The sequence below is a fragment of the Lancefieldella parvula DNF00906 genome (genome assembly GCF_000758945.1).
Classification (GTDB): domain Bacteria; phylum Actinomycetota; class Coriobacteriia; order Coriobacteriales; family Atopobiaceae; genus Lancefieldella; species Lancefieldella parvula_C.
Map to the genome: position 1 here is coordinate 25,605 of NZ_JRND01000014.1, position 13,852 is coordinate 39,456.

10 protein-coding genes are annotated in these 13,852 nt (G+C 49.1%); all 10 read right to left on the minus strand.

The window, feature by feature from the left end; translation table 11 throughout:
- Positions 1-245 precede the first annotated feature (245 nt).
- The 10 genes from HMPREF1647_RS02310 to HMPREF1647_RS02355 all read right to left on the minus strand — a co-directional run bounded on the left by HMPREF1647_RS02310 (position 246) and on the right by HMPREF1647_RS02355 (position 13,810).
- Positions 246-995, minus strand: a complete 750-nt coding sequence (locus tag HMPREF1647_RS02310; RefSeq protein ID WP_052039097.1) for an ABC transporter ATP-binding protein — start codon at positions 993-995, stop codon at positions 246-248.
- Positions 995-1,840 (minus strand): ABC transporter ATP-binding protein, encoded by an 846-nt coding sequence (locus HMPREF1647_RS02315; protein WP_035431730.1) that lies wholly within the window; start codon positions 1,838-1,840, stop codon positions 995-997. Before HMPREF1647_RS02315 ends, HMPREF1647_RS02310 begins: the two co-directional genes overlap by 1 nt.
- Before the next feature lie 5 nt (positions 1,841-1,845).
- Positions 1,846-3,063 (minus strand): branched-chain amino acid ABC transporter permease, encoded by a 1,218-nt coding sequence (locus HMPREF1647_RS02320; RefSeq protein WP_035431732.1) that lies wholly within the window; start codon positions 3,061-3,063, stop codon positions 1,846-1,848.
- A gap of 10 nt (positions 3,064-3,073) precedes the next feature.
- A complete protein-coding gene (locus tag HMPREF1647_RS02325) occupies positions 3,074-3,946 on the minus strand; it encodes a branched-chain amino acid ABC transporter permease (RefSeq protein ID WP_035428101.1) in 873 nt (290 codons plus the stop codon).
- 15 nt (positions 3,947-3,961) lie between these two features.
- Positions 3,962-5,143: an ABC transporter substrate-binding protein gene (locus HMPREF1647_RS02330; RefSeq protein WP_035431733.1), complete on the minus strand. Its 1,182-nt coding sequence runs from the start codon at positions 5,141-5,143 to the stop codon at positions 3,962-3,964.
- Between the two features lie 199 nt (positions 5,144-5,342).
- A complete protein-coding gene (locus HMPREF1647_RS02335; protein WP_035431735.1) occupies positions 5,343-6,746 on the minus strand; it encodes a hypothetical protein in 1,404 nt (467 codons plus the stop codon).
- Positions 6,747-7,044: 298 nt separating this feature from the next.
- Positions 7,045-9,150, minus strand: coding sequence for a transcription termination factor Rho (gene rho / locus HMPREF1647_RS06795; protein ID WP_052039098.1), 2,106 nt, complete (start codon positions 9,148-9,150; stop codon positions 7,045-7,047).
- A gap of 240 nt (positions 9,151-9,390) precedes the next feature.
- Positions 9,391-10,071, minus strand: a complete 681-nt coding sequence (locus HMPREF1647_RS02345) for a MarR family transcriptional regulator (RefSeq protein WP_035431737.1) — start codon at positions 10,069-10,071, stop codon at positions 9,391-9,393.
- A gap of 329 nt (positions 10,072-10,400) precedes the next feature.
- Complete coding sequence (argS, locus tag HMPREF1647_RS02350; protein WP_035431739.1) at positions 10,401-12,245, minus strand: arginine--tRNA ligase; 1,845 nt, start codon at positions 12,243-12,245, stop codon at positions 10,401-10,403.
- Positions 12,246-12,313: 68 nt separating this feature from the next.
- Entirely contained in the window at positions 12,314-13,810 is a 1,497-nt protein-coding gene (locus HMPREF1647_RS02355; RefSeq protein ID WP_035431741.1) for a nicotinate phosphoribosyltransferase, read from the minus strand.
- Between the last annotated feature and the right edge of the window lie 42 nt (positions 13,811-13,852).

The following is a 13,852-nucleotide window of genomic DNA, read 5'->3' on the forward strand; positions in this document are numbered from 1 at the left end:
ATTGAAGAAATCAGGCGCGTGAAGAAAGGCTGCGCCGCGCCAAATTTTGCGAGCCTGAAAACTACATCAAGTCTGAGTAAATTAACTCAGACTTGGCGAGAAAAACCGGCAAATAGCTCAGATATGGTGCGCTTTTCAGGCAAACTGTTCAGACATGACAACAAAACCCGGCTCCTACGTTGTGTGGGAGCCGGGCTAACGTTTAAGGTACGTTGACGTCAAAGCACATTTGCCATTAGTCGCCGTTATGCGCCGAGGTAAGCCTTACGAACGTCATCGTCGTGGAGAAGCTCCTGGCCGGTGCCATGCTTAGCAACCTTACCAAGCTCAAGAACGTATGCACGGTCAGCAACCTTAAGTGCCATATTAGCGTTCTGCTCAACCAGCAAAATGGTGGTTCCTGCATCGCCGAGCTGGCGAATGATCTGGAAGATTTCCTCAATCAGAAGAGGAGCCAGACCCATGGAAGGCTCGTCGAGCATCAAAAGCTTTGGCCTGCTCATCAGAGCACGACCCATAGCAAGCATCTGCTGCTCGCCACCAGACAGCGTTCCTGCCAGCTGATTCTTGCGCTCGCGAAGACGTGGGAAATGCTCGTAGACCATCTTGACGGTCTTAGCGTTCTGTGAATCGGGCTGTGTATAACCGCCCATCTCAAGGTTTTCAGCAACACTCATGCGAGAAAACACACGGCGGCCCTCAGGACACAATGCCAGGCCGGCCTCAACAATCTTGTGAGCGCGTTGACCTACAAGGTTTTTCTCGTCAAGCGTAATGGTGCCAGAGTCAGGCTTTACCAAACCAGCAATGGTGTTCAGCGTAGTTGATTTACCTGCACCGTTTGCACCAATAAGGGTAACAATCTCGCCCTCATGGATGTCAAAAGAGATACCCTGAACTGCACGGATAGCACCGTAAGAAACATTAAGATCCTTGACGGACAGCAGGGTTTTTTCTGCGCCTGCTGCCTGGGTGTTTGTAGTTTCAGCGGCCATTAGCGCACCTCCTGCTTTCCAAGATATGCCTCGATAACGCGAGGGTTGTTCTGAACCTCTTCTGGCGTTCCCTTTGCGATGATGTTGCCGTGGTCAAGAACGGCCAAACCCTCGCAAATGCCCATAACAAACTTCATATCATGCTCGATGAGAAGAACAGCAATCTTGAAATCATCACGAATCTTAAGGACATTCTCCATAAGCTCGTCAGTCTCTGCTGGATTCATACCTGCAGCTGGCTCGTCAAGCAGTAAAATCTTAGGCTGCGTTGCCAGAGCGCGAAGAATCTCAAGCTTGCGCTGAGCACCATAAGGCAGGTTGCCTGCAAGGTTATTTGCAAGGTTCTCCATACCAAAAATGCGCAGCAGATCGCGGGCGTTATCGGCGCTCTCTTTCTCCTGCTTCCAGTGAGCTGGAAGACGAAGGACGTCCTCAAAGAAATGAGACGTCATGTGGCTACCCTGACCAACCTGAATGTTCTCCATAACAGTCATGTTGTTGAACAGTCGAATGTTCTGGAAGGTGCGGGCAATACCCATATGATTTGCTTCAACAACGCTTTTACCAGCAAGGTCGTAGCCGTCAATCATTACGGTACCACGGGTTGGCTTATAGACACAGGTAAGCAAGTTAAAAACAGTTGTTTTACCTGCACCGTTAGGACCAATGATGCCAGAGATCTCGGTAGGACCAAGAGCAATGTTGAAGTCGTTAACAGCAGTCAAGCCACCAAAGTCAATGCCAAGGTGCTCAGCCTGAAGAACTGGAATTGCACCAAGGTCTCGCTCAGGAATGAGGTTAGGAGACTCTTGCCTAATAAGTTTTGTAGTGTTTTTAGTTGCCATCGCTCTTACGCCTCCTTCGAATCAGTTGTGGCTTCTACCTGCGTATCCGCCTGCTCATTTGCCTGAACGCCTGCCTTCGCGTTGACCTGCACGTCTGTCTGCTCGTCCGAGTCATCATTGTTCCAAGGGAAGTCCCTGTTCATGACTCGCTCAATAATGCGAGACAGCGAGAAGTCATAGGAGCCAAACAGACCCTCTGGTCTGAAGATCATGACCAGAATCAGCACGATTGCATAAGCAACCATGCGGTAGTCAGCAAAGGCACGTAGAGCCTCTGGGAGTACGGTCAGGACAGTTGCGGACACAACGGAACCAAACATAGAGCCCATGCCGCCCAAAACAACCATAACAAGGATCTCAACGGACTTCATGAAGCCAAACTTGGCAGGCGCCATAACGCCGATGCAGCCCGCGTAAAGGCCGCCTGCAATACCAGCAAGAAATGCAGAGAAAACAAAGGCAAGGGTCTTGTAATACGTGGTGTTAACGCCTGATGCCTCTGCAGCGATCTCGTTATCGCGGATGGCGAGAATAGCACGTCCATGTCTAGACTTCATAAGAGTATGAATAGCAAAGATGGCAAGCGAAACAACAATTGCTGTGTTCAGGTAACCCGTATATGCAGGAATACCCGTGAGACCAGATGCGCCACCAGTAAGCTTGAAGCCAAGAGCAGAGTCAATGTTTACCAGGACAACGCGGATAATCTCTGCAAAGCCCAGAGTAATGATGGCCAGGTAATCACCGCGAAGACGAAGTGCTGGAATACCAATAACCACGCCCATCAGAGCGGCGCAAATGCCGCCAAACAAAAGGCCCACAACAAAAAGAATAACTGCAGGTGTAGAGCCTGAGGCCATGGACTGAGCATCCAGGCCAAAGAGTGGCATCATGCGAATGAAAAAGATTGCGCAGGCATAACCACCAATGGACATAAAGCCAGCGTGGCCCAAAGGAAGCTGTCCCAGATAACCAGTAACAATGTTCAGAGAAACGGTCATCAGAACATACACGCCAATTTGCTCAAAAACAACGGTTTGATAGCGAGAAATAAGGCCCTCTCCTACCAGGAAGTTTCCACCAAAGACAAAGAGTGCAACAAGAATTGCATTGATGGCATAGCGAGCAGGCATAGTGAGCTCACGACGCTGACCATCTTTTCCACCAAAACCAGTGACAATTACGGGGTTGTGGTTATTATCGCGTGGATACATTTTAGTCATGTGAGCCTCCTTACACTTTCTCGGTAACTGGTCGGCCAAGCAGGCCAGTTGGTTTCACAACAAGAACAAGAATCAAGAGTAAGAAGACTACTGCATCCTGCCAGACAGACAGGCCAAAGGCCGCAACAAAGACCTCGGAGAAGCCAACAATAAGGCCGCCAATAACAGCGCCAGGAATGGAGCCAATGCCGCCAAGAACTGCTGCAACAAATGCCTTGGTGCCCAGCATGACGCCCATGGTAGGAGAAACCTGCTGGTATGCCATGGAGTACAGAATAGCTGCAATGCCTGCCAGAGCGGAACCAACTGCAAAGGTAAAGCTAATAGTGCTATTGACGTTGACACCCATCAGACGAGCAGCGCCCATATCCTCAGAAACGGCACGCATTGCCTTACCAAGACGAGTCTTCTGAACCAAAAGGGTCAGAACAACGGTTGCCACAATAGTAACGGCAACAGTCAAAAGTGCAGTGCCGGAGAGTGTCGAACCAAATACCTGAACAGTTCCCAGGTCAATGATGCTTGGGACAACCTTAGCGTCAGCACCCAGGAGTAGCTGAACGCCGTTCTCAAGCAGGTAAGAGACACCAATTGCGGTGATCAGAATAGAAAGCCTTGGAGCTTCTCTGAGTGGTGCATAGGCAACCTTATCAATAAGAACGCCCAGCACAACACAACCAAAAATGGCGAGAAGAACGGCGATTGCAGGATTGAGCCCTAACTGAACAAGCGCAATCCAAGCAACGTAGGAGCCAAACATGATGATGTCACCATGTGCAAAGTTAAGAAGCAAGATGATGCCGTACACCATTGTGTAACCAAGCGCCACCAGTGCGTAAATACTGCCCAATTGAAGTCCATTGAGCACCTGAGTCAAAAACATCTGAGGTTCTCTTTTCTATGAAGGATTGATCGTGTCATAGATGGACTCTTTGCCATCTTTAAAGGTAATGATCAAGGTGGACTTTACTGGGTCACCTGTTCCCTGATATGAAAGGGTTCCAGTAACACCTTCGACCACACCAGATGCAATCGCATCAATAGTGGCTTGCCTATACTCATTAGAGTTATAGGTATAACCACGTTTCTCGACAGTCTTAAGAGCGGAGCAAAGAATCATTGCGGCGTCATAGCCCAAAGAACAGAAGTTAGTTGGAGCCTCACCGTATTCCTCGGTATAAGCCTTAACAAAATGCTGAACTTTTTCATCTGGGTTTGAAGCAACAAAGGCAGAGCAATAGAAGCATCCTTCAAGGTCAGCCGCAGAAGCATAGTCCTGCTCGCCGCCAATGATGCCTGCCCAACCATCTGCGCCCATAAAAGGCTTTTTGCAGCCAAGCTGGCGAGCCTGCGTCACAATCTTGCCGTTATCCTGGTAATAGTTTGGAGCCAAAATGGCATCAGGATCCAGTCCAATAATGCTGGTAAGCTGGGCGTTAAAGTCAACAGCTCCCGTTGGATAGCCCTGCTGGGATACAACCTCAATGCCCAACTCACGAGCCCTCTGGACAAATGCGTTGTTTACGCCAATCTCGTAATCGCCACCAGAGTTAAAGATAGTTCCTACACGCTGATAGCCTTGCTTTTTAGCAAACTCTGCAAGAACAACGCCCTGGAATGGGTCGGTGACAGTAGCGCGGAACATGTTATTGCCGTGAGCAACAACGTCTTCTGCTGTTGCAGATGCCGTTACGCAAGGAATGTTGTCCAGAACCGATTTCTGTGCCAGTGCAATGGTTGGCGTTGAGGTAACGTCACCTAGAATTGCACAGACGTTCTCGTCAAGCAGCTTGTTATAAACAAGAATAGCCTCAGTTGAATCGCCCTTCTCGTCCTCTGCAATAGGGACAATCTTGCGGCCACCAGCTCCACCATTCTTGTTGAATTCCTTGAGGTACAGCAAAATGCCGCTACGCACCGCAAGGCCATACTGGGCAACGTCGCCGGTATACGGTCCCATCACGCCAACGTAAATGGAGTTAGGGTCTTGGTTCTTTGGCGAACAACCTGCTAGAGCAAACGACCCCGCAATGGTCCCGGCCACCTCCAAAAAGCGTCGTCGCGTTAGCTTATGTGCCATATTCATCTCCTTTTCTCCATAGCGTTGAGTATGTGACACAACACAATATGGCTGCAGCCCTTAAAAAAGAACCACAGCCAAAAAATGTTATCTAACTTGAAATAATTTTAGAGAAACCGGATGTTTCTACGAGCTCCAGCTTTTCGCGACGGTTGCGAGGTTGTCTTCTGACTACCCGCAGCTAGCCTACGTGAGCTACTTACGCCTCACGTACCAGCGGAAGCTCACCAGCAAAGTGACGAGGCTTGTAAGAGGCCTTGTCTGCGCTGGTCTTCTCGCCAAGATCAAGCGAAGAAATCTTCTTCATCTTGCTGGTGCCACCCTCAATAAGGCGAAGCAGCTCGCGCGTTGGTCTCTCGTCAGCCGCCTGAAGCTCAGCTGCCATCTCGCGCTCAACCGCGTCAAAGATGTCCTGAACATGCGATGACGTATCGTTTGTAGCCTTGATCAGCGGCATTGCGGTTGATTGCGCAACCACACCAGCGTAGTTTGGCTCGCGAGAAGGACGCATCTGAGCTGCGGCAACCTTGTGAGACGTAGCAGGTTTTGCACCCGACAACTCCACCGAGCTTGCAGCTTCTGCCTCAGCAGCAGCCTGACCAATGAGCGGCAGCTGCACTGGATGGTACTTGCACATCTGCTGCTGATCATGGCGAGCCAGGTGCTCATCCATTGCAGCCAGCGCAAGCGTCCAATCATCAGCATGCTCAAGCTCGTCAATCGTACGCTTCTCAGGGAATACTCCCTGGTCAACGTAAGAGATACGGCTAGAAATATCAGCAGCATGGTTAGTAAAGTCTTCAGGAATAGCCTCGGCACCAATCTCAGCAATACCAAAATCGCGCGTAATGGACTCTTCGCCCACAGCCTTAGTCCACCAAGCAGTACCAACGTCACCAACTGTTCCGTCAGCACGCTCGATAATAGGCAGGCCGTCCATAGGATCTTGTCCTAAGCGCTCAAGAAGTACCGCAGCAGCACCCTTTGCACGTGCAACGGTACGCTCGCGCCAGCTCAAAAGCTTGGTGTAGTTCTCTGCAATCTGCGCGTAGTCGTTTGTAGAGTGCGCAGGAGCCTTCTTTGCACGAACGGGAAGAACACCCTCAGCAGTCGTGCTTACAATCTGCGCCTTCTTTGCAGGTAACTTGGCAGGCTGGACAGGCAGCTCAGCAGACTGAACACGGATGGAACCAGTCATATCCCACTGAGAAGCCCTCATGTGCTTTGGCTTGTACGCAGCAATCGAGCGCCTTGAAGAGTCCAGCGGAATCACAATGCTCTCTTCTGGCGAGAAGTTCGATGCAGCTGAGACCTGCTTTGAAGATAGAGCCTCATCTGAGCTCCGGAACGTTGCAGCTGACTGGCCCTTTGCTTCTACTTCATCGATTTTCTCGCCACGATTTACCGCGCGAGAAACTACCAAGGCCGCACCAGAAATGACTGCAACCGCAGCAAGTCCCACTCCAATGCCTGTAAAGATTGCACCAAGAGGCGTTTGACGAATTTCATTAGCGGTAAGGGCATACGCAGATGCTGGCTCTGCTACCAGAACCAGTCCACTGAGCAGGCCGGCGACTACTGCCGGATTCCTACCTTCTGTCATACAAACTCCCCCTACAAACGCTAAGAAGATGTATGAAGACACACGCTAAATTTGCATATGCTACTAAACCCAATACGGGCGACGTGAGCAACGGGTGGGCTTCATTTCATCTTTGTATAATCCGCTGCAACACATAATTGTGCTGTTAGAAATGACTATAGCGTAATTCATTATTTTTTACAGCGTCTTTAAAACTTTTTCATAATTCTTCGGCAGTTATTCACCAAAAATGGTGAGAAAAAAGAAGTGCCTCCCAACATAGATTGGAAAGCACTTCTTGCGTCATCTTTAAATCTGACTAATTCTGTGGATAGTCAGACTGTGCAGCCTTCTTTGCAGATCTAATCAGGAAGTCCTGGTTATTGTCGGTCTGCTTAAGACCACTGATAAGAGCAGTAGTTGCACGCTCAGTGTTATTGAAGCCTGCAAGAATACGGCGAACGCCCCATACCATAGGCTGAAGCTCTGGCTTAATAAGCAGATCCTCATTACGAGTACCAGAAGAAACAGGATCAATAGCTGGGAAGATACGGCGATCTGCCAGGTCTCGATCAAGCTTGAGCTCCATGTTACCAGTGCCCTTGAACTCCTCGAAGATAACCTCATCCATCTTGGAGCCTGTGTCTACCAGGGCAGACGCAATAATAGTAAGCGAGCCGCCGTTCTCGATGTTTCGAGCTGCACCCAAGAACTTCTTTGGTGGATACAGAGCTGCGGAGTCAACACCACCAGAAAGAATACGACCAGAAGCAGGAATAGCCAGGTTGTATGCACGAGCAAGACGTGTGATGGAGTCCAGAATAACCACAACGTCCTGGCCCATCTCAACCAGACGCTTTGCTCGCTCAATGACAAGCTCTGAGACAACGGTGTGATTCTCTGCTGGCATATCAAAAGTTGAAGCAACAACAGTGCCCTTAATGGAGCGCTCCATGTCCGTAACTTCCTCAGGGCGCTCGTCTACCAAGAGGCAGAAGAGGTGGACCTCAGGATTGTTGGTGGTAATAGACTGGCAAATGCGCTTCAAAATGGTGGTCTTACCTGCCTTTGGAGGAGAGACAATCAAACCACGCTGACCCTTACCAATAGGAGCCACCAAATCAATTGCACGACCTGTAATGGAGTCTTTACCGTGCTCCATTGTAAGAGGCTGATCTGGGAAAATTGGAGTCAGGTCTTTGAAGCGAGGACGGTCCTTAAGACCCTCAACTTCCCCACCGTTGACCTGGGTAACCTTAAGCAGTGGTGGATATTTGCTATTTACGCGAGCAGGTCCCACCATGCCCAAAACGCTATCACCTGGACGCAGACCAAGATTTCTAATAATCTGCTGGTGGACAAAGGCGTCGTCGTCGCCTTCCATGTAATTACCTGTACGAATCCAACCGTAGCCTTCGTTGCTAATCTGAAGAATACCCTCAACAGTCTTAAAGCCCTCAGCAGCTGCAGATGCGGCGTATACAAGCTCAATCAAATCAGACTTATGAACGCCTGCGTACTCAATGCCCAGCTCAGTTGCTTTAGCACGAAGCTCAGAAAGTTTCATCTCTTGCAGAGCCTCTTTGGAAAGCGATGGCTCGCTTGCCTGGCCCTGCTTGCGATTCTTGTTGCGCTGGTTGTTCTGTCTACGATCGCGAGAAGGACGCTCCTGGTTGTTGGCGTGTGCGTTTTCCTGTGTCTTCTCGCCCTCCTGAGCCGCTTCTTTTGGCTCAGCATTACGATGTCGACGACGTGCTGCGCCCGTACGAGAACGCCCTGGACGCTCTGCTGGAGCTGCATCGGAATCTGCTACTGCACCAGAAGTCTGCTCCAGAGCTGCACCATCCTGCTGCTCAACACTTCCCTGCTCTTCAGCATAGTTCTTCTGACCCGCATTGTCATTCTGGCCAACTGCACCCTCTGCCTCTGCTTTAGTGAAGGCAGGAACCGGGGTTACCTCTGCAGAAGGCTGAGTTGCGTCCTGAACAATCTTGGTAAGGCGATCAGTATCTACAACGTCAGAAGAAACTTTGCCACCTGCCTGGACCTGAGCGAGAACCTCTGCCTGTGCAACTTCAAGGGCACGCTCATGAAGAGCACGCTCTTCCATCTCTTCTTTGCTAGGACGGCCACGACGGCGCTTTGGTGGCTCTGTAATGCCTGCTGCGTTCATAGCCTCTGCCACAACAGCCTCTACTGCACGACGAGCCTCAGTCTCTTTTTTAGTTGGACGACCACGACGACGCTTTGCAGCAGATGAATTAGAGGCCTTTTCTTCAGTTGCCTCAGAATTGGTATTTTCTGAAGTTGAATTTTCTGAATTACTATTTTCACTCTTACGAGGTCTACCACGCCTACGTGGTGCTGGAGTATTTTCTACATCATTTAAAGAATCATTTTGGACCGAAGATGTTTCGTCCGACATGTACAAACCTCTCTGTTTGCTCATCAAAATAATCTGTAAAAATACGTGAGAAATATGATGAAGGGATAACAAACAAAATCAAATAGGTGCAAATCCAAAAGGAATATACCACGAAAATGCCCGCCTTATGATGAAAAAATAATAAAATTCACCATAAAACGGGCAAATGGGGATTTATACCACTAACCCTTAAACCTCGAGAAACCCATCTTCTAGATTTCTTTAATCTGCATAAATAATTTAAACAGCTGTACGGCTCTTTCTTTTTACAACAATATCTTCAATTTGCTGAACGATTTCTTTGATATATGTCTTGCCTTGAGGCGTGAGCCCAACCATAGTTACTCTTCTTGAAAGAGCATCGTCATGTTTGCGCTGTACCAGGCCACTTTCTGCCAAAGCAGTAAGAGACATAGAAACCGTTGGCTGCAAAAGACCAAGCGCGTCAACAATCTCTGTAATTGAAAGAGCGTCTTTAGGAGAATCTAGAATTGCAAGAAGCACCATATCTGCTGCCCTGCAATACAGCGCTCCCATAGCGTCAACATACATGACGATGCGCTCAAACGAAGTACGTGAAAGCGCCTGGCCGGGTGCAATACGAGCACAGGTAAGCTTGGACAGCTCCTCAACTGCTTCTACACCCTTTTCTGTGATGATACACACTACGTTGCGTCGATCAATGGCGCCTTCATCTCTCTTGATGAAACCAAGCCTTGCCAGGTGCGAGGTACGATGAGTAATCGTAGGACGAAGAGCACTCTGATACTCGGCAATTTCTGAAGTCTTAACAGGGGCGCCCTTCACATTGAGGCGACACAAAATAGCAAACTCTTCAAACGTGAGTCGTCTGTTAGCAGGCACCACTCTTCTAACCAAGTTGTAAGACCTGCGAATGGACATGTACTCGCGAAGTTCCATAGAGACCTCCACTCTTATGCCCGAACCATTTACTATTTGCTCGCATAATGAGTATACCCCTAAAAAACACGTGTTAACGTGGGGACAAAACAATAGTTAGTCAAAAATATGTTAGAAAATGGTGCTTATATGACATCAAAATAGGCTTTTATATGCTGAAATATAAAATTTAAGTAATAAATATTAATTTTATTATCTCTTTTATACATTAAAAAATTTTTTACATAACGCAGAAATGTGGAAATTATCTGGAGGAATTCACTAAAGATACCGTGCAGGTATTCAATACTTGCACGGTATCATGACAAAACAACATAGTTAGCTATCGTTTACATTGCCTCAGGAGCAGAAACACCAATCAGATCAAGAGCAATTGCAAGTACGCGACGGGTTGCATCACACGCAGCAAGACGAGCCTTAGAAAGCTCTGCGTCCAGTGGGCGTCCTTCAGAAGGAAGCACCTGACAGACGGTATAGAATGCATGGAACTGACCAGCAAGCTCTTCAATGTAGTGCGTAATGCGGAATGGTGCCCTATCGCGAGCACAGCCTTCAACAAGACCTGGGAACTCAAAGAGTTTACGAGCAAGAGCCTGCTCAGCGTCTTCAGAGAGCAGCCCAAGATCAACCTCAGAGCCAATAGCCTTATCTGCAACAGCGTCCATACCAAGTGCCTTTGCCTCATCAAGGTCAACGCCAGCAGCACGGCGCAAAATAGAACAAATACGAGCGTGAGCATACTGAACGTAATACACAGGATTAGAGCTGTCCTGACGCTTTACCTGCTCAATGTCAAAGTCAATCATCTGGTTGGAAGACTTTGAAACAAGGGTGTAGCGCGTTGCATCAACACCAACCTCGGCGAGAAGCTCGTCAAAATGGATACCAGTTCCTTTGCGCTTAGACATTCTGACGGCGACACCGTTTCTGAGCAGGTTAACAAGCTGTCCAAGCAAAACCTCAAACTGAGTTGGGTAACCAAGAGCCGTTGCAGCAGAGCGGACTCGTTGAATATATCCGTGATGATCTGCTCCCCAAATATCAATAACGTGGTCGACACGCTGGAACTTGTTCCAGTGGTACGCAACGTCGGAAGCAAAATAGGTATACTCACCATTTGTTTTGATGAGTACACGGTCCTTATCGTCACCAAAATCAGTGGAACGGAAGAACAGCGCGCCCTCATCAGAACGGTACAGGTAGCCAAGCTTATCCAGAGCATCAAGCGCACGATCAACGGCATCTTTACCCTGGTCGTCCTTAACGTATAGAGAGCGCTCAGAGAACCAAACATCAAAGTCAGCGCGGGCGTTGTGGCAGGTATTTTTGATGGACTCGAGCATCATCTTGTAACCACGCTCGCGGAACTCTGCCATGCGCTCATCTTCAGATTTGTCTGCCCAGACCTCTCCGTCATTTTTGAGGAAGAAAAGTCCCAGGTCAACAATATAATCTCCAGCGTATGCATTACCGCCAAGAGAGTTAATGAACTCGTCAGTAAACGGATGCTCCTCTGGATGAGCATCATCTTCATCTGCAACGTAAGCATTGCGATCTTCTGCAAGCACCTGTGCGGCTGCATCAGCGTCAATGTCGCGCTTCTGCATAATATCAATGAGCTGCAGATAACGCTTAGATATGGAGTGACCAAAGACGTCCATCTGAGAGCCATGATCGTTGACGTAGTACTCGCGCTCAACGTCATAGCCTGCAAAGGCAAGAATGCGGCTTAGAGAATCTCCAAGCGCCGCCCAACGACCATGACCAATGTGCAGAGGGCCCACGGGATTTGCAGAAACGTACTCTACCTGGACCTTTTGACCGGCGCCAAAAGAAGAACGGCCAAAGTCTGCGCCCTGCTCGCGAACAGTATTAAAAATCTCATTGCCCGCAGCAGTTGACAGATAGAAGTTTACAAAGCCAGGACCTGCAACCTCAACGCGCTCAATCTGAGCATCTTTGGCAATATGTGCCACAAGAGCTGCTGCAATATCGCGCGGTGCTTTATGTGCCAGCTTTGCAGAACGCATTGCAACCGTAGAAGACCAGTCTCCATTTGATGAGTCCTGTGGGCGCTCAAGTCCCACATCATCAATCTGGAATTCAGGCAACTCACCCGCAGCCTGGGCATCTGCCAAGGCTTGACGTACAAGTTCCTCGATCTTCTCGCGCATGGTTCTCCTTTAAATTCAATGCACGTGTGCAGCGTAATTACGTAGTTGGTTGTGTAGCTTCTAAAGGACTACTCAGTTTCCTCGGAAGATTTTACCTGATGTTGAGCAGCAAGTTCGTGACGCAAATTGGCCAGACCGCGCTCAAGACCCACAGGATAAATCTGAGGGTTCAAGAAACGTGTATACGCTGCATCCAGACGCATAAGCGCTGCGTGACAGCGATCGCGCGCAACCTCAATAGACTCGCTCTCCCCTACACGCTTGCCGCCTTCTACCAGCCTTACCATCAGCTCGCGAGAAGTTCCTTCAAGCTTGTGGGTTGAATACGGGTCAATAATGTCGACAACAGTTGCCTTAGACTCTGGACTCTTGGTTACCAGGTAATCTGGGTCAAAAATCATGTCGCCTGCAGGGCAGCCGTTTGCATCATAGAAGCGGCGAATGTGCTGAATGCCTGGGACGGTACGCTTGTAAGCCATCTCGGACAGCTTAATAACAGGAGTCCAAGGCTCAGCAGCAGACTGACGACGAGCGGTGAGCTTATAGACGCCGCCAAGCGAAGGCTGAGGATCGCAGGTGGCAAGCTTGGTACCAACACCAAAGGCGTCAATAGGTGCGCCCTGAGCAAAGAGCGACTGGATGGTGTACTCGTCAAGATCATTTGAAACAGAAATCTTGATGTAAGGAAGGCCAGCCTCGTCAAAAGCCTTGCGAGCTTCCTTAGAAAGGCGCGCAAGGTCTCCGGAGTCAATACGAACAGCATTCAAGCGCTCGCCACGCTCTTCCATCTCTTTTGCCACAATAATAGCGTTCTTGATGCCTTCGTGAACATCATAAGTATCAAGCAGAAGTGAGCAGTTAGTTGGGCTAGATTTTGCAAACGCCCTAAAGGCATCAAGCTCAGTATCAAACGACATTACCCAAGAGTGTGCGTGGGTACCAAAAACAGGAATGCCGTAAATTTTGCCAGCAAGGACATTTGAAGTGCTTGAAGCACCTGCAATATAGGAAGCGCGAGCAACAGCCAAGCCACCATCTGGACCTTGCGCACGACGCAGACCAAAGTCAGAGACGGGATTGCCCTGAGCAGCCTTGATAACGCGAGCGCACTTAGTTGCTGCCAAAGTCTGGAAGTTGACCAGGTTAAGCAGGGCGGTCTCAATGAGCTGGCAATCAACAATGGAGCCCTCAACGCGGACCATAGGCTCACGTGGGAAAACAAGCTCTCCCTCGGGGATTGCATCAATGGTTACATTGAGCTTGTGGTTGCACAAAAACTCCAAAAACGCTGGCTTAAAGAGACGACCGCCACCAGGAGAGTTAATGCTTGCTAGGTAGTCAATATCATCGTCTTCAAAGATAAAGTTCTCAACTAAGTCAGCAATTTGACCAGTACCACAAGAAATTGCAAATCCACCATTAAAGGGATTCTCGCGGAAGAATGCGGTAAAGCATGCCTCTGCATTAACAAGACCGGCTTCCCAATAACCTTGAGCCATCGTGAGCTCATACAAGTCTGTATTAAGGCTAACGTCTGAGGGTTTGGTACGATCAGTGAGTGACATAGTTGCTCTTTTCGGTTGGTCAAAAACTGACGGTGAGACGAT